The sequence below is a fragment of the Siminovitchia jepli genome (assembly GCF_047228825.1).
Classification (GTDB): domain Bacteria; phylum Bacillota; class Bacilli; order Bacillales; family Bacillaceae_C; genus Siminovitchia.
The window spans coordinates 46858-63621 of sequence record NZ_JBFEGN010000010.1 but is presented as its reverse complement, the minus strand read 5'-3'; the positions used below and the strand labels follow the sequence as shown (position 1 = coordinate 63621).

Below are 16764 nucleotides of genomic sequence, written 5' to 3'. Positions count from 1 at the left end.
TTATTCATCGTTTACAACCCGGGAAATTCCGGCAACTTCCAGAATTAATTCAACTCTGCCATCACCCAATATAGTAGCTCCTGATATATATTTGATTTTCCCGATATATTTCCCCAATGATTTTACAACGATTTCCTGGTTTCCGTGCAACTCATCTACCATTAAAGCGATTCTTTTTTCACCCAAACCTACAATGACAAGCGGAATTTGCCTGTTTTTTCGTTCTTTCCTCGGTATCTGCAATAAATCGTGCAGCCACACAACAGGCAGCACTTGTTCCCTGATCACGACAATGGATTTGCCTTTAATCGTTTGGATTGATTCCAAAGGAACCCGGACAATTTCCAGTACGTTGCTCATCGGGATAATAAAAATTCTCTCGCCTATGCCAACAATGAGGCCTGTAATAATGGCCAAAGTTAATGGAATTTTGATTTTGAAGGCAGTTCCTTTACCCAATTTTGAATCCAATTCAATAATGCCATTTAAACTTTCAATATGATTCCGGACAATATCCATGCCCACTCCTCTTCCGGAAACATCACTTACATTCGTAACAGTCGAAAAGCCCGGGCGGAAAATTAACTGGATCGCCTCTTTGTCTGTCATTGTTTCGGCCTCTTCCGAACTGATAAGCCCTTTTTTAATGGCCGAAGCCTTTATTTTTTCCGGGTTTATTCCTGCACCATCATCTTCGACGGTAATGACAACCTGATTCTCCTCGTGATAGGCCGTAATCCGCAAGAGGCCTTTTTCCGGCTTGTTGCTCCTTACCCGCTCCTCTTTGGACTCAAGTCCGTGATCAACCGCATTTCGAATTAAGTGAATGAGCGGATCGCCCATTTTTTCAATCACTGTCCGGTCCAACTCTGTTTCTTGGCCTTCAATGACCAGATCAACTTCCTTGTTCAAGGAATGGGACAGATCACGAACCATTCTCGGGTACCGGCTGAATAATTGACCTATGGGAAGCATGCGGACTTTCATCACGCTTTGGTGAAGCTCTCCGATTACCCGCCCAACATGATCGGTTACCTGATTCAGTTCTCCGATCACTTCATCCCCGGAATATTGTTTGCCCAGCATGCCCGCCACCTGGCTGATCCGGGTTTGATCGATCACCAATTCACCAACCAAATTCATTAAATGCTCCAACCGGTCCACATCTACGCGAACCGTCTGTTTCTTTTGCTTCGCATCGTCCCGCTTTCCGCGTTTAACAGGCTTTTTTTCTTCGGATCCAGTGTCTGCAACCGTCTCTTTTACAAGCTTTCTTTCTGCCTCAAGCTCCGGTGTAAATGGGGTGACACTTGCCTCCGCTATTTCGTTCATCGAATGAAGCAGATCTTTGATTTCCTGGCTATCGTACTGTGTGGCCATCAGGAAGCAAAGATGATCAAAATCATTTTCATCTTCGCTGCTCATGGGCGGGATGGTTTGAATCATTTCCCCCAACGACTGCAATTCGTTATAAATTAAAAAAGCACGCACTGACTTCATTTCACAATCGGGAGATATTTTTACGCCAATTTGAAAAATATGCAATCCGTTTTCCATAAAAGAACTGGCCTTCCGATGCGTTTCTACTGTGAACAAAGCAGAAGTTTTTCCTTTGCTTCCAGGTTGTCCGGAAGCGCTGGCTTGCCCGGTTCTCTGGGAAAAGGACTGTACTTCCCGGATAAGCGGAGTCACATCCGTTCTTTGTTCTTCCTCGGATACAATCTCATCTTTTAACTGTTTTAATTGGTCCAGGCATGTAAACAAAAGGTCAATTAACGCTTCATCCACAGTTAACCGATTGTTGCGCACATGGTCCAGCAAATGTTCCATCGCATGGGTTAATTGGGACATGTCTGTAAAGCCCATCGTCGCAGAGGACCCTTTTATCGTATGGGCGGCACGAAAAAGCTTTTGGATCACTTCTTGGGATTCCCCATTTTCTTCAAGGGCCAATACTTCTTGATCCATTATTTGCAGCTGCTCATCAACCTCATCGATAAAAACGCCCAAAAACTCAGTTAAATCAAAAGTTTCCATGTTTTCACCACCTATTGCCGAAGAATTTCATTTAAATTTAAAATCGTCACCAGATCTTCCCCCGAAATCCCGATTCCGCCAAAAAAAGGGCTCTCATTATGATCGGGCGAAGATTGAATGTCTTCAAATGTAACCACCCGGCTTACTTTGTCAACAACGATGCCAACCATTTCCCCTTCATAATTGACCACTACAATTCTGGTATCCTTTGTATCTTTTTCTTCCGGCAAACCCAACCGGTGTCTGAGGCTGACAATCGGGATCACAATGCCCCGCAAATTAATGACTCCTTTTATATAAGCATTGGTGTTCGGGATAACGGTTATCTCCTGCATTTTGACAATCTCTTTAACCTCAATAATTTTGACGCCATATAAATCTTCGCCTATGGCAAACGCAATATATTTTTCCAGTTGGATCGCTTCCATCGCTTCAACCACTCCCACTCTTCTTTTGCCAATGCCCTTTGGCTATTTGTTTCCCATTCATAGTCGACAATCGGCTATTCCATCACTTTCCGGACATCTGCCTTGCTTAGCAGAGACTTCAAATTCAGGAGTGTTATCGTTTCATGGCCATGGTGATACACCCCTTTGATCCATTCACTCTGGGATGAGTGAGGAGCGGGGGTTATGTATTCCTCGGGCAAAAACTTCACCTGATCCACATCGTCCACCACAAACCCAATATCTTGATAATCGTTATTCAAAACGATCACGCGGGTTTTCGACTCCAGTTCATTTTCCCTTTCCAAAAACATTCTGTGCAAGCTGATAATCGGTATGACCTTTTCTCTGAAATGAATGACCCCCAAAAACTCTTCTTTTGAATTGGGCACCCACTTCACGGTCCTCATCCTGGTAATTTCATGGACATCTTGAATGGAAATTCCAAAATGTTTATCATTAATCGTAAAAACAACATATTGACCATTTGTTGAATTCATTTGAACCTCCCCTTCCAAAATAAAACGCCCACAAGCCGAGATCTTATATGACTTAACGGTCAAACGACCATCCGTTACCTCGCACAACATCATTTATACGAAAAAGCATTTTGATCGGGTATCTGGCTTACAAACTCAATTCCATATGTTTTTTATCGGCACATATTGCATTTTCTTTAGAACGCAAGGAGTTTTTTCACTATTTAAACAGTTGCTGTCTGCTTTACCACGCTCTATACCGACCTTGCTTTGTCCACCTAATGAGTCGGACTTTCACCTCAGAAAATCTGTAAACAGCAGAAAGTTAATTTACCTTGAAAACGGCAACTGATTGATGCAATTCCTCCGCCAAATCCGCCAGGGCCTGCGCAGTGGCTGCCGTTTCTTGACTGCTTGCCGTAGCCTCTTCTGTTGCAGCCGTAATATTATCAATAAAAGAGAGCACTTCTCCCGATTGGGCTGCCTGTTCCTCACTCGCTCCGGCAATCTCAGTAACCTTGTTTGCTGTTTGATGAATCATTTCAATGATTTTTTCAAATGCTTTTGCGGATTGATGGTTTGAGGCAACACCTTTCTCTACGGCTTTTACACTAAAAGCTGTTGCTTCCTGCATGCCTTGGATAATTTCGGTAATTTGTTCTGCAGCCTTGCTGCTTTTTTCCGCCAGTTTGCGGACTTCATCTGCAACCACTGCAAATCCGCGCCCTTGCTCGCCGGCCCGGGCAGCTTCAATGGCCGCGTTTAATGAAAGCAAATTAGTTTGTTCCGCGATATCGCCGATGACTTCAATAATATCGCCTATCTTGATTGAATCTGCTTCCAAACGTGCCATTTGTTCGCTTACAACGCCTGAATCTTTTGTAGATGATACAACAATTTTTTCGCCTTCCCGGGCAATCCGGATTGTTTCATTGGACAAAGCCGCCGCCTCTTCAGTATTTTGGGCAACAGAATCAATAGCGGCCGACAACTCTGCGAACAATTCATTCATCGTTTGCGCAGCTTTGGCCTGGTCTGTATTTGTGCTTGCAATTTCTTCTGTGCTGGCAGAGACCTGTTCAGATGATGCGGATAAATTCTGTGAAGCAACTAAAATATGTTGTATGATGTCCCTTACATGATATACCATTTTATTTACAGACTTTGCCAGCATACCCATTTCATCATTCGTATGAATATCGGTTGTTTCTCGCAAATCCCCCTCTGCAACTTTTTCAACCAGATTTACAACTTTGTTTAAAGGGCGTGATATCGATTTTGATATAAGAATGCCCAATGCAATGCTGGCTGCAAACACGGCAATTATGGCCGCAATTGTAATCGTTTTAGTCATTTTGTACAGGGATTGGGAATCATTCTTTGCCTTTTCGGCTAAAGCCATGTCCAATTGAATCATCTCATCAATCATGACATCCACTTGATATTGTAAATCCCGAAACTCACCGCCCACATAATCGGCTTGTGTCGTCTTGCCGTCAATAATCGACTCGACGGATTCATCGAAAAGTTTATTATGTGCTTCCCATAATGGATAAAATTTTTCCAATAACCTTTTTTGTTCTTTGGATAATTCAACCTGTTTATATGTTTCGAAATTACTGACAATTTTTTCTCTACGCACATTCATATCTCTAAAAATGGCATCTTTTGAATCTTTTGCTCTTATATTCTGCCATTTTGTCTTCAAGTCCTGATAGAGAGATTTTGTTTCCATGGTGGCCACTACCGGTTTTAGATTTTCATCATACATCCTCTCCAGGCTGCTGTTAAGCTTGCCCATATTGGCAATAGCCCAAAACCCGATGCCGATTTGAAACAATGCAACAATTACAAATGCAGTAATCAATTTTACCGACGTCTTCGTATTTTTAAACCACATCTTCATATAAACCAACCTCCAGCTAAAATAGATTAAAATCAAGCAAATTTGTATATCAAACTCCCAATAGGGAGTGTATTGAGTTTAAAGGAAATATTTTGCAGATATTTTTAAAAATACTATATAAAATGAGACAATTCAACTAAAGTCGGGGTTATTTTGGCCTGTTTTTATTCTCTGCAAACCTGTTTGCCAAACGATTAACAGGACTAAACACCCTGATTCTTCCTGACATATATATCGGACGATTTACTTTTTTTCCAATAAATATAAAAGAAACGTATAAAAAGACTAATAATCATCAACAAGCAGCCGATAAAAAAAGTATGGGATCTAATACACTACATAACAGACAGTTTTTTTGCAGGACGGGCAGCAAAAATGAGGAGGAAATATCATGGCATTGTTTGGACTGGTTAAGTCAGGAGAGAAAAAATCAAATAAACCGCCGAAACAATCCGCAGGCGGGAATACCGGCATACATGTGGACGATTCTTCCATAATAGATAAAATCAATATGGTGAACTTGACGGAGGCCGACTTAAAAGCAATTAGAAGCATCCAGCCGATTGTAGAAAAAAACATTGAAACACTTGTACATGATTTCTATTCAACCATTATGCAGGTCGAACATTTAAAGGGGGTTATTGAGCGGAACAGTACGGTTGACAGGCTTAAAAAAACATTAAAAGCCCATACAATTGAATTATTCAACGGGAAGATTGATCAACAATTTATCGATAAGCGTCTCCGCGTGGCCAAAATTCACTATGTGATCGGCCTTGAACCGTCCTGGTATATGGGTTCCTTTCAAAATATACAAAATACGCTGACCCATATTATTTTTAAAGAGGTAAAAAACACAGGGGACATGCTGAAAGTTTTAAGCGCAGTTCAAAAAATCATCAGCCTGGAACAACAAATTGTCCTTGAAGCTTATCATATCGAAGTTGAAAAGAAATTGAACGCCCAATTTGAGGAAGGAAAATCCTACCTTAAAAATAAAATGACCACGGTGAGTGAAGGTCTTGTGGCACTTGCAGAACAAAATCAAGCTTCGGTTGAAACGTTAAGCATAAATATTCAAGAAGTTGAACAAACCACCACCGAAAGCAATGAGCAAGCAGTGTTGGCAAGAAATTTTGCCAACGATGGCCAACATAATTTAAGTGAACTTCTTGAGAAAATCAGCTTTATGGAAAAACTATCGAAAGAAATGATAGAGAGCATTTATAAGCTGGAGGAATCCACCAATGAAATTTCCAATGTCATCTATATTGTTCAGGATATTGCCGAACAGACAAACGTATTGGCATTAAACTCCGCCATTGAGGCTGCAAGAGCGGGAGAGCACGGCAGGGGATTTGCCGTTCTTGCCAAAGAGGTTCAAAAGCTTGCCGAGCAAACGAAAGACTCTATCACTCAAATACACGAATTAATTTCTGCCTCCAACGAACATAAAGAAGAGGTATTAAATTCACTTGAACAAGTTGAAAATGCAGTTCAAACCGGAATCTTATCATCCCGGCAAACCCATGAGTCATTCCAAAAGATCGTTCAGTCCGTCCAGCAAAACAGCATTACTGCGATGGAGGTACAAGAACAAATACAGGCGCTTACCAAGGTAATAAAGGAAATTGAACATGCTACATCAATCATAACCGAATCAGCTGAAGAATTAAATGAAGCGGCAATAAAGGCCTAATTAATGAATCAAAAGATCCTGCCCCCTTCAGAAATGGGCAGGATTTTTTGGCGTTTTAAAAAAGAGTGGATTTATAGAAAATCAGCATAATGAATATAAAATATTGCAACGAACTAATATGTCAGAATATATTGATTTCATCCATGTAAAACCATACAATCTTAATACGAATATGCCTCATATTTAAAAGGGAGGGTAAAAGAAGATCAAGCAGCCGCTCTCACTTCCCAGCCTCCGGCCGCCTGATTTTTGCGCGGTGTTCCAAAAATCCTGTTCCAAGCAGAACGCCCAATACAATCAATAAAAATCCGATCCATTGGATGGAATAGATTTTTTCCCCGAGAAAAAAAGCAGCTCCGACCAGTGAAAAAAATGGGGACAAGTTCAGAAAAAGTGCGGCCTGACCGGCACCAATCCTTTGGATGGCATAGTTGTACAGAAGATGTCCCAGTGCCGTTGCGATGCAGCCGGACGCAAAAAATACGAGCCAAGCGGTCGGTGTGCCCGACTTCAAGGAGGCTAATCCTTCCGGTTCCACCGTGATGCCAAGGGCAAATAACATGACGGATCCCATCAGCATGGACAAACCCGTTAAAGTTTGTGAACCGACCGAGTTTGCCATTTTATTTATTAAAATAAAGCTGGTTGCTTGGGTAAGGACCGCAACAAAAATGAATATGTCCCCGATCGAAAATTGCAAAGCCGCCCCCGGCTGAACTAGCATGATGAGGGCAACACCCGAGAATCCGAACACCAATCCCAAAATCCGAAAAACCGTCAGCCGGTCGCCAAGAAAAAGAGCTGCCGCGACGGTAGTGACAATGGGGACCGAACCGAGAATCAACCCCCCATTGGCTGCACTTGTATGATTTAGTCCCACAGACAAAAAAGCATGGTGCCCAAGCACCCCAAAAACAGCAATCAAGGCAATCATCAATATATTCTTTAAGGGGAGCTTTTGAATTCTATTGCGATAAAACAGCAATGGCGAGAGTGTTAAAAAAGCGATAAAAATGCGCAAAGATGTGATGGTGACGGGAGAAAAGTGGCTGACGATGATTTTAATCGCAGTGACGTTAAAGCCCCAGATGATCATCAGTACAAATAACAAAACATATAACAAAATACTGTTCATCCAATACCGCCTGCCAATCCTTCATTGGTTCAATTACCATATTATACTATCATACTATCTTATGAAAAACCTATTGCTTTACCCGCGGCCATTGGGAAACCTTCCAGACGAGATGCAAAAATATGAAATAGCCAATTGCCGAATACCAGTGATGCCATTGTTCCGCATGCCTCAATAACCCCGCTGACTCCGCCAGCATTTCAAATGCCGCCGCTGCGATGCTCAATAAGGAATAGAAAAAACATCGCACCTTTACGGACATGTTCTTTCCCATATAAAGAAAAATAAGCGTAAATACAGGCAAAACGGCAAGCGTAAAAAACACGTCGAAAGAAAAAACATCCGGGAACGGCCTCCTGGGAAATTCATATAACCCTTTTCCGGCAAACACCAGATCCAAATAAGTGGCAATGAGGCAGCCAAAAACAACCGCTGTAAAATAAGCAGGCCGCCTATTTGGATAATGCTTTTTTGGCCATTGCGGCAAGTTCGAGGTTTTTAAGCGTTTCACAATAGTCACCTTCTATTTCTCCGCTCTTTTTTTCCTGATCTTTTTCCAAATAATAAACAACCTCCCACCGGTTAAACCAGTCCCCTTTTTCTGCTTCCTCATGGACAACATTTTTCCAGGCAAATGTCAGCTTGGGACTGTAAAATCGGGGCACTCCTTTTTTCAATTGGCATTTCTTTAGCCTTTTATAGAGAGTGCCCGGCAGCCCTTCATGTACATCGTTGAAAAGATGGGGCCAATAGTCTTTTCTTGAACCGGTATGCGGCCGGGAGACACACCATTTCAGGACCTTCCGCCACATTCGGTGATCCGAAAACAGAAGGCCATATAAACGTTTTCCAAGGACAATCTGTTCGTGCAGCGAGCCAAAATATTCCAGTGTAATACCGGCAAGCGCGGTTCCTCCTTCATGGCCCGGTTCTGAATAAGGAAACAAAATGTGGTTGAACGAAAGCAGTTCCTGTAAAAGAAATTCAACTGTATACAGCACCTTCTCTTTATAAACGGGATTTTTTACAACCCGCTCTTCCAAATAGCTCTGTTCATTGATGACTTGGGCAATCGCGAGTGTATAGCTGTCCCCCCTTTTCCAAAAGTCGTTCCAGGCCACTTCCATAAAAAAGGACACGTGTAAATACGGAAGCAAATAAAATAAATTTTTATTTTGCCTTACGGACTCCGCATAAAGTAAAAATTGCGGGTAAACATCTTGGAAGATGAGCCAATTTCCCCTCTCTAAAAAGTGGAAATAATCTTCCCTTCGTTGTTCATTCAATAATTTTGCAAGTAAATCCCCTTTCAGATCCGTCATATTCCATCCGCCGTTTCGGGAAACTGCATGCCCCAAAAAAGCCCAATGAATTTCAGGGAAATGCAAATAAAAATTCAGGTAGGCCATCGTCCGTGTCACATTGTTAAGATTTAAAGCAGCCGTTTGGGCTGTTATTTGTTCCAACAGGGCCCTCTCCTTGTGCGGCAAGCCGTTTTTTTCGGGAATTGGAGGATGATCCTGCTTTTTCATTAATTGTTCTTTAAAAGGAATGAAGTGTTCCGACAGCTTTTTTTTGTAAAGTTTTTTAAACAAAAAACTCCCTCACCCCCTAACAGCATTCTTTTGCATTTCCTGAATAAATATGAAACATACACATGCAAGCAAAGGAGTTGGTTTTCGTTCATGGAAAACATCGAGAAAACAATTCGACAGATCGTCGAAGAGTTGAAAGCCTGCCAATCTTCTGACGGCTCGTGGGATTTCCCCTTTGAAACCGGCATTTCCACGGATGCGTATATGATTATTTTATTAAGGACGCTGGAAATAAATGAAGAAGAATTAATCCGGGAGTTGACCAAACGGCTGCTGAGCCGGCAGGAAAAGAATGGCTCATGGAAACTGTATCATGATGAAGGCGAAGGAAATGTAACCGCGACAGTGGAAGCATACTATGCACTGCTTTATTCAACCTATTATGCAAAATCTGATCCCCCAATGCGGGCGGCAAAAAGGTTTATTGTAAAAAACGGCGGCATTCAAAGATCCCATATGTTCACAAAAATCATGCTCGCGTTAACCGGGCAATATAAATGGCCGGCTTTTTTCCCCATTCCCGTCGAGTTTATTTTGCTGCCGCTTTCATTTCCAATCAATTTTTATGACATTTCCGTATTTGGCAGGGCCAACCTGGCTCCCATTATGATATTGGCATCGAAAAAATATAGTAAAAAAACAAAGCGGAGTCCGGATCTTTCAGATTTATTCACATCCAGGCAGAGTGATTATTATTCTGAGGGAGAGCTCCGAAAGCTGAAAACAATGGCTGATTATATGGAGAAGGCTGTCAAAAACATCATCGGTCTGCCATTTCAGCTTCGGCAAATGGCAATTGAGCGTACTAAACAATACATGATCTCCCATATTGAACCGGATGGCACTTTTTACAGCTACTTCAGTTCCACATTTCTCATGATTTTTGCTTTGCTTTCACTCGGGCACCGAAAGGATGACCCGATTATCCTGAAGGCGGTTGACGGATTAAAAAGAATGAGATGTACGATTAACGGCCATACCCACATGCAGTATACAACGGCCGATGTTTGGAATACGTCTCTAATCTCTTTTGCCCTGCAAAATGCCGGTGTCCCACAATCCGATCCGGCCATAAAGAAAGCCGGTGAGTATTTACTGGAGAGGCAGCATTATAAATTCGGGGATTGGGCCATCCATAATCGCGGCGTCATGCCAGGAGGATGGGGCTTTTCGGACATCAATACATTTAACCCGGATGTGGACGACACAACGGCTTCGTTAAGGGCGTTCGCTGCAACCGCCTATACCTCGCCATTCCGGGAATCTTGGGACCGCGGCATGTTGTGGTGCCTTTCCATGCAAAACGATGACGGGGGCTGGCCGGCATTCGAAAAAAATATTGATAAAAAAATTTGGAGCCTGCTTCCGATCGAAGGAAACAAGTTCCTTATCTCGGATGCGAGCAGTGCGGATTTGACCGGCAGAACGCTTGAGTTTCTGGGGAATTATACGAATCTGCCCAAAGAGCATCAAATTGTAAAGGATGGAATAAAATGGCTTCTGTCCAACCAGGAAAAAGACGGTTCATGGTATGGCCGATGGGGCATCTGTTATATTTATGGAACGTGGGCAGCAATGACCGGCCTTTTGGCTGCTGGCACGAGTCCCGAAGAAAAGCAAATCCAAGAAGCGGTTCATTGGCTCAAACGAATCCAAAATGAAGACGGGGGCTGGGGGGAATCGTGCCACAGCGACCAGCGAAATCGGTACATTCCACTTAGGGCAAGCAACATTACTCAAACTTCCTGGGCGCTTGATAGCTTAATAGCTGCAGAAAAGAGACCGTCACGTGAAATCAAATCAGGCATCCACTTTTTAATAAATAAATATGATCAATGGGACTGGACGGATGACTACCCTGTCGGACAAGGGATGGGCGGCGCATTTTACATCCACTATCACAGTTACCGCTACATCTTTCCGTTGATTTGTTTGGGCAGCTATGTTAATAAATATAAAATGAAATAAAAACCTTGGAGGTGCTGAATCCGCTTTTCCAAGGTTTTTTTATCCATTATGTTCCCTCCTGCGACAGGACACAGGCTGACAGCGGCCATGACGGGAAAACACCAACCGTTAAAGATTTCGCAAATCAAGGACTACATCCATTGAAGCAAAATCTTCACGCTTCATTAGTTGAACAAGGCTTTTTGCCGTTTCTTCCGGTGAACTGAGCAGCCCTTTTTCTTTGTAGCCTTTAAATTGGTCCACAAGTTCAAAGTTTTCCCTTTCCGTTGAGCGGATTCTTTTTTGCATATCCGTATCAATGATACCCGGGGCTACTGAAACCACTTTTACCCCATGCGGCTCCCGCTTTTGTTCCAACGAAACTGCCCGAGAATAATGATCAAGGCCTGCTTTGCCGGCGCAATAGCTGCTCCAGCCGGCATAGGCATGCCTCCCTGCTCCCGATGACACATTTATGACCCGTTTTGGTACATGTTTGTCTTTTAATCTATCAATAAAAGCAGAAGTTAAAATCATCGGGGCAATGAGATTCACCGCAATGCTTCTTTCAATCTCCCCCGCAGAATTGTCTTCCGTATTCCCGATCGGATCAATCACTCCGGCGTTATTGATCAGCGTAACGGACTCCGGGTACTTTGGTACATACGAAATCATTGAGTCCATCAGATTTTCCAATTCTCCGGTTTGGGCCAAATCATATTCTATAAAGGCAAGGTGTGATCCTTTCTCTTCTGCGAGTGCCATCAGTTCATCACTCTTTGATCTGGCTGTACATACAAGGATGGTGTTTTCATGCAAAAGTTCTTTCGCGAGCGCCCGGCCAATTCCCCTTGAAGCGCCGGTTATAAAGAAAACTTCCATTGGTTATACATCCTTTCGTTAGAAGTCCGGAAACTGCTATTTTTTCTCAATATCTGTATAAAATTCGGCCGGAATCGAACCGAAATGACGGCGGTGATAGAGCATCGGATTGCGGTTTTCCACTTGAATATCCAACACTTGCCCGATCAGGATCGTATGGTCGCCGGCTTCGACTGTCTTAAACAACTCACATTGCAATACCGAAAAAGCGCCTTCGATGACCGGCAGGCCAAATTCGGACTTGTTCCACTTGCATTGGCTGAATCTGTCTACATTTGGTGTAGCGAATGTCTTGCACAATTCGACCTGGTCCGCTGCAAGAATATGTACCGCAAATTTCTTTCCCTTTGTAAAAGCCTCCAGCGATGAAACACGGTGGTCAATCGACCAAAGTACAAGAAGCGGATCAAGCGAAACGGATGCAAAAGAGTTGACAGTAAGCCCGACCGGTATATTGTCGTCTGTATACGTTGTGACAATCGTTACTCCGGTAGGATAGTTGCCAAGCGCCTCTTTAAATAATTGCTGTTTTTCTTCTATCGTCATTTTTCATTCCCCTTATTCCAAATTCCTCATACATCTTCCATATTGTCTAAAATTTCCGTAATGCGGCGGCCCACATCAGTCGTTGAAGCATTGCCGCCCAAATCAGGAGTCAGGACAGCCTTTTCTTCCAGAAGAGTTTCTATTGCAGACAGCAGCTTTTTCCCCAAATGATCGTACCCAAAGAAGTCAAGCATTTGGCTTGCCGACCACACCGCAGCAAGCGGATTGGCAATGCCTTTTCCGGCGATATCAGGTGCAGATCCGTGCACCGGCTCGAACATGGACGGATAATTTCTTTCGGGATTAATATTGGCTCCTGCCGCAAGGCCCATTCCCCCGGCGAGCGCAGCCCCGAGGTCTGTTAAAATATCCCCGAATAAATTGGAAGTGACCACAACCTCAAAGCGGGCCGGATCCTTGATCATCAGCATGGCCGCTGCATCAACCAAGTAAGAATGTGTTTTCACATCAGGATATTCTTCACTCATTTGCGCAAAAACTTCATCCCAAAATACCATGGAATAATTCAACGCATTTGCTTTGCTGATGCTCGTTACCGACTTCCCCAGCTTTCTGGCCGTTTCAAACGCATAGCGAATGATCCGCTCCGTCCCTTTTCTGGAAAAAACGGCTGTTTGCAGCACAACCTCTTCCGGCTTTCCCCTGAATAGCCAATCTCCGGCACCCGCGTATTCCCCTTCACTGTTTTCTCTGATAAACAGCATATCAACCGTTTCTTTGCTCCCTCCAATAATGGGGCTAGGGGCGCCATTTAACAGTTGAATGGGCCGGATATTGACATATTGGTCAAATTCTTTCCGGATTCTGAGCAACAAATCCCATAATGAAATATGATCAGGGACGCCGGGAAATCCGACGGCTCCCAAGTAGATCGCATCAAACGGCTTTAATCGTTCAATTCCGTCTTCATCCATCATTTTACCATGTTTTAAGTAATACTCGCACCCCCAGGGAAAGTGGGTAAAATCGAACTGAAATGTCCCGTCCAGTTCAGCCGCTTTTTCCAGTACCTTTATTCCGGCATCAATCACTTCGGGTCCAATGCCATCCCCCGGGATGACAGCAATTTTGTATGTTTTCATGCAATCAACTCTTTCGTGTTAAAATCAATTTTGGCATGTGAATGGCTTATGAAATGAAGCCCATAAAATCGGAGCCTTCAGCTGATGGATCAATATTTCAAAAAACCTCTTGATTGCAGGAATTCCAACATATATTCCCTGCGCTTTTTAGACATAAATTCAGCCATGACATCTGTCCAGGCATTGTCCCGTTTTCCTGATGTTCGCTGTTTATAGTAATTTTCCATTATTTTGTCGTAATCTTCAAGAATCCGCTCATATTTTTGTTCGTTATATGTATCTTCATGCAAAATAGCCTCTACCGGCAGGCGCGGCTTTACTTCATTTGCTTCAGCCGGAACGCCAACCGTCACCCCGAATAGCGGCACTACGTAATCCGGCAGTTCAAGCAATTCGCTAATCGGCCCCGGATTGTTCCGCACTCCCCCAATGTAGCAAATGCCATAACCTTTTGATTCTGCGGCAACCACAAAGTTTTGGGCAAATAACGCCGTATCGATCACCGCCACAAGAAAGTTTTCAGTCAATCCGGCGAGAATATCCTTTTTATGGAATTTGGCGGCATGCTCCAGTCTTTTCAGGTCGGCACAAAAAACGAGTGCCAACGGTGCGGAATCAAATTGCTTCCGATTTTTCGACAGCTCTGCCAGCCTGTCTTTTTTCACGGGGTCTTTTACCCTGATAACAGAGTAAGCCTGGGCAAAATTGGAGCTTGCTGCATGCTGGGCAGCGTGGAGCATTTCGTGAAACTTTTTATCCGTGATCGGTTCATCCTTATAGAGCCGGACAGATGCGTGTGATTTTAACTGATCAAGCATTGAAACACCCTTCCTTTTTTCGTATCCTGAACATTCGTTTTCATGACTCAATCATAGCAAAGTTTACATGCGGTTACAGTTTATTTGCTTTTATGCAGAGTTGGATTGTTGATCGATTTTATATATTGGAAAAATTTATTTTCCGAAAGACTGGACATCACAGTAAAAATTGGGAACAATCAAATTGATTTCAAACCAACGGACTGAACTATCGGAAGTTTTGCCGCAACACGCTGCAGATAATCGAATCGTCTTTTTTGAGAAAAGTTTCTCCCAGGTTTTGATCTTGGATCAAACAAAACTAGTTTTCCCATCAAATGCAATTGAAGAAACCCCATATTTTCTCTTTAACAAAAGTTGTTATTTCCCGGATCTCTATCGAACTGCATGCGTACATGACTCCCCTATTCATCCAGGTGAATTGGACAGTTTGGGTGGAGGATGTCATTTTTCATTTATGTAAAAATAGTTGAATCGTTTTATCATAAATAACCATCTAATAGATAAGCGGGAAGGAGGATGTGGCATTGACAACAAAAACGAAGCTTGTGGCTCGTGCGAAAAAAGGTGATACGGAGGCATTTCAAGCATTGATTGATGAAAGTAAAGAAAAATTATACAAAATGGCCTTTGTCTACATGAAAAATGAGGAAGATGCTTTGGAAGTGTTTCAGGAAACTGTTTTGGTCGCATTGAGATCGATTTCTTCGTTAAAAAATAATCGTTATTTTTCAACTTGGCTGACACGCATATTAATTAATCAGGCCATTGATGCTATACGAAAAAAGAAAAAAGTAGTTCCAATGAGCCTTGAAGTTTTGGAAAATTTCACTGAGTCTGAAAAAAACCAACTGGATGAACAGATGGATTTGCTTGAAGCCCTGAAAGAACTTGAAGAGAAATACAAAACAGTATTGCTTTTACGATTTTATGAGGATTATACAGTTAAAGAAATTGCATCGTTTCTAAATTGTCCTGAAGGCACTGTAAAAACAAACATCCGTCGCGGGCTGGAAAACCTGAAGAAAAAGCTGAAGGGGGTTTATTTGGATGACAGACAAAATCGCGTCTCTCAAAAATAAAATAAATAATATCCCGGTTCCAACGGATAAGCTCGATGATATCATTTTAACAACAGTTCATGAGCATGCGCCAAAAAGAACTCATTCTTTGCGCAAAAAGCTCATATATGGTGCAAGCGGAGGGGTTGCTGCCATTGGGCTGTTACTTGGTTCAGCAACTGTATCGCCTGCTATGGCAGGCATTGTTGCCAAGATTCCTATTGTCGGGTCGATTTTCAAAGAATCCGGTGATCCAGGCTTGTCGCAAATGAGCAACCTGGGGCTGACACAAGTCATCGGGGAATCTAAAAAAATTGGAGATAAAACGTTAACGATTGACGAAGTTTTTTATGATGGAACACGTTTTACCCTAAGCTATTCATTAGAGTCTGAAAAACCAATGAGTGAAGATTATATTGATGCGATGGACTTTATAATTGACGGCAAGCAGATTGCTTATGGGATATCAAATGAAATAACGGACTCAGCTTCAACACATCACAAGGGGATCGCAGCGATTGATACTGCAAAAGACTTGCCGGAAACGTTTTCTTTAAACGTAATGTTCATAGGTAAAGAGGGTGATAAGTGGGAATTTTCCCTTCCGATTCATGCGCAGACAAATGTGAAGACGATCGTCACGAATTACGAGCAGGAAGCTGCCGGAGTTTGGCTGTCCGTTACAGACATCATCCATGGACCCGCTGGTCTCAAGGTAAATTATAAAATGGAAATGAAAGATGGTGATCTTCAGAAATATATGGCAGATCTTATCGGCTTTCGAATTGAAGACGATTTGGGAAATGAATTGGTGTTGAACACCGGAAGCAATTATGGCTTTTCTGAAGACGGAAAAATAAATATAGAAGGCAATGAAATGTTTAATCCAATTTCCAACAATGCAACGAAGCTGACGGTTACTCCGTACTTCAACTTACCGAAAGAGAGGAAAATTTCAGAGACGAATGCGGAAGGAGAAGAAATCGTGTTTGATTTAACACAGTATAAAAGCGGTGAACTTGAGTTTGACAGCTTTACAGTTTATTTAAATGAAAAATATAGTGATCTAGTGGACCATTAGACTTAGAAGCAGCCTTCAACCAGTCATAA

General features: G+C 42.6%; 15 protein-coding genes. 4 read left to right on the top strand and 11 right to left on the bottom strand.

Going from position 1 to position 16764, the window contains the following annotated elements:
- The 4 genes from AB1L08_RS06650 to AB1L08_RS06635 all read right to left on the bottom strand — a co-directional run bounded on the left by AB1L08_RS06650 (window position 1) and on the right by AB1L08_RS06635 (window position 4868).
- On the bottom strand, window positions 1–2037 hold the full coding sequence (locus AB1L08_RS06650; RefSeq protein WP_413063879.1) for a chemotaxis protein CheW: 2037 nt from the start codon (window positions 2035–2037) through the stop codon (window positions 1–3).
- An 11-nt stretch (window positions 2038–2048) separates the two neighbouring features.
- Window positions 2049–2477, bottom strand: a complete 429-nt coding sequence (locus AB1L08_RS06645) for a chemotaxis protein CheW (RefSeq protein ID WP_413063878.1) — start codon at window positions 2475–2477, stop codon at window positions 2049–2051.
- Window positions 2478–2539: 62 nt separating this feature from the next.
- Window positions 2540–2983: a chemotaxis protein CheW gene (locus tag AB1L08_RS06640; protein ID WP_413063877.1), complete on the bottom strand. Its 444-nt coding sequence runs from the start codon at window positions 2981–2983 to the stop codon at window positions 2540–2542.
- A gap of 304 nt (window positions 2984–3287) precedes the next feature.
- A complete protein-coding gene (locus tag AB1L08_RS06635; protein ID WP_413063876.1) occupies window positions 3288–4868 on the bottom strand; it encodes a methyl-accepting chemotaxis protein in 1581 nt (526 codons plus the stop codon).
- A gap of 391 nt (window positions 4869–5259) precedes the next feature.
- Here AB1L08_RS06635 and AB1L08_RS06630 point away from each other — a divergent pair, with 391 nt between their 5' ends.
- Window positions 5260–6567 carry a protoglobin domain-containing protein gene (locus AB1L08_RS06630; protein ID WP_413063875.1) on the top strand — a complete coding sequence of 436 codons (1308 nt, stop codon included), beginning with the start codon at window positions 5260–5262 and terminating at the stop codon, window positions 6565–6567.
- A gap of 220 nt (window positions 6568–6787) precedes the next feature.
- On the opposite strand, the gene AB1L08_RS06625 is transcribed toward AB1L08_RS06630, so the two are convergent.
- The 3 genes from AB1L08_RS06625 to AB1L08_RS06615 all read right to left on the bottom strand — a co-directional run bounded on the left by AB1L08_RS06625 (window position 6788) and on the right by AB1L08_RS06615 (window position 9234).
- The gene (locus tag AB1L08_RS06625; protein WP_413063874.1) at window positions 6788–7702 is read right to left on the bottom strand and encodes a DMT family transporter; all 915 of its coding nucleotides are present in this window, start codon (window positions 7700–7702) and stop codon (window positions 6788–6790) included.
- A gap of 70 nt (window positions 7703–7772) precedes the next feature.
- Window positions 7773–8213 (bottom strand): CBO0543 family protein, encoded by a 441-nt coding sequence (locus AB1L08_RS06620; RefSeq protein ID WP_413063873.1) that lies wholly within the window; start codon window positions 8211–8213, stop codon window positions 7773–7775.
- On the bottom strand, window positions 8155–9234 hold the full coding sequence (locus AB1L08_RS06615) for a DUF2515 family protein (protein WP_413063897.1): 1080 nt from the start codon (window positions 9232–9234) through the stop codon (window positions 8155–8157). Before AB1L08_RS06615 ends, AB1L08_RS06620 begins: the two co-directional genes overlap by 59 nt.
- Window positions 9235–9387: 153 nt before the next feature.
- Between AB1L08_RS06615 and shc the strand changes: the two genes are divergently transcribed.
- Window positions 9388–11265, top strand: coding sequence for a squalene--hopene cyclase (gene shc / locus AB1L08_RS06610; protein ID WP_413063872.1), 1878 nt, complete (start codon window positions 9388–9390; stop codon window positions 11263–11265).
- Between the two features lie 108 nt (window positions 11266–11373).
- Here the strand turns inward: shc and AB1L08_RS06605 are convergent, their stop codons facing one another.
- The 4 genes from AB1L08_RS06605 to nfsA all read right to left on the bottom strand — a co-directional run bounded on the left by AB1L08_RS06605 (window position 11374) and on the right by nfsA (window position 14593).
- Window positions 11374–12126, bottom strand: coding sequence for a (S)-benzoin forming benzil reductase (locus AB1L08_RS06605; RefSeq protein ID WP_413063871.1), 753 nt, complete (start codon window positions 12124–12126; stop codon window positions 11374–11376).
- 36 nt (window positions 12127–12162) lie between these two features.
- Window positions 12163–12672, bottom strand: a complete 510-nt coding sequence (locus AB1L08_RS06600) for a flavin reductase family protein (RefSeq protein ID WP_413063870.1) — start codon at window positions 12670–12672, stop codon at window positions 12163–12165.
- Between the two features lie 26 nt (window positions 12673–12698).
- Window positions 12699–13775, bottom strand: a complete 1077-nt coding sequence (locus AB1L08_RS06595; RefSeq protein WP_413063869.1) for a tartrate dehydrogenase — start codon at window positions 13773–13775, stop codon at window positions 12699–12701.
- A gap of 89 nt (window positions 13776–13864) precedes the next feature.
- On the bottom strand, window positions 13865–14593 hold the full coding sequence (nfsA, locus tag AB1L08_RS06590; RefSeq protein WP_413063868.1) for an oxygen-insensitive NADPH nitroreductase: 729 nt from the start codon (window positions 14591–14593) through the stop codon (window positions 13865–13867).
- 527 nt (window positions 14594–15120) lie between these two features.
- On the opposite strand from nfsA, the gene AB1L08_RS06585 reads away from it, so the two are divergent.
- Together AB1L08_RS06585 and AB1L08_RS06580 are read left to right on the top strand one after the other, a co-directional pair.
- Entirely contained in the window at window positions 15121–15675 is a 555-nt protein-coding gene (locus AB1L08_RS06585; protein ID WP_413063867.1) for a sigma-70 family RNA polymerase sigma factor, read from the top strand.
- A complete protein-coding gene (locus AB1L08_RS06580; RefSeq protein ID WP_413063866.1) occupies window positions 15644–16735 on the top strand; it encodes a DUF4179 domain-containing protein in 1092 nt (363 codons plus the stop codon). The genes AB1L08_RS06585 and AB1L08_RS06580 overlap by 32 nt, the downstream gene beginning before the upstream one ends.
- Window positions 16736–16764 lie beyond the last annotated feature (29 nt).

Excerpts from the sequence above, each read along its gene's own strand:
- AB1L08_RS06650 (WP_413063879.1), bottom strand. The coding sequence starts at position 2,037 with ATGGAAACTTTTGATTTAACTGAGTTTTTGGGCGTTTTTATCGATGAG.
- AB1L08_RS06640 (WP_413063877.1), bottom strand. The coding sequence starts at position 2,983 with ATGAATTCAACAAATGGTCAATATGTTGTTTTTACGATTAATGATAAA.
- AB1L08_RS06635 (WP_413063876.1), bottom strand. The coding sequence starts at position 4,868 with ATGAAGATGTGGTTTAAAAATACGAAGACGTCGGTAAAATTGATTACT.
- AB1L08_RS06630 (WP_413063875.1), top strand. The coding sequence starts at position 5,260 with ATGGCATTGTTTGGACTGGTTAAGTCAGGAGAGAAAAAATCAAATAAA.
- AB1L08_RS06625 (WP_413063874.1), bottom strand. The coding sequence starts at position 7,702 with ATGAACAGTATTTTGTTATATGTTTTGTTATTTGTACTGATGATCATC.
- AB1L08_RS06615 (WP_413063897.1), bottom strand. The coding sequence starts at position 9,234 with ATGAAAAAGCAGGATCATCCTCCAATTCCCGAAAAAAACGGCTTGCCG.
- shc (WP_413063872.1), top strand. The coding sequence starts at position 9,388 with ATGGAAAACATCGAGAAAACAATTCGACAGATCGTCGAAGAGTTGAAA.
- AB1L08_RS06605 (WP_413063871.1), bottom strand. The coding sequence starts at position 12,126 with ATGGAAGTTTTCTTTATAACCGGCGCTTCAAGGGGAATTGGCCGGGCG.
- AB1L08_RS06600 (WP_413063870.1), bottom strand. The coding sequence starts at position 12,672 with ATGACGATAGAAGAAAAACAGCAATTATTTAAAGAGGCGCTTGGCAAC.
- AB1L08_RS06595 (WP_413063869.1), bottom strand. The coding sequence starts at position 13,775 with ATGAAAACATACAAAATTGCTGTCATCCCGGGGGATGGCATTGGACCC.
- nfsA (WP_413063868.1), bottom strand. The coding sequence starts at position 14,593 with ATGCTTGATCAGTTAAAATCACACGCATCTGTCCGGCTCTATAAGGAT.
- AB1L08_RS06580 (WP_413063866.1), top strand. The coding sequence starts at position 15,644 with ATGACAGACAAAATCGCGTCTCTCAAAAATAAAATAAATAATATCCCG.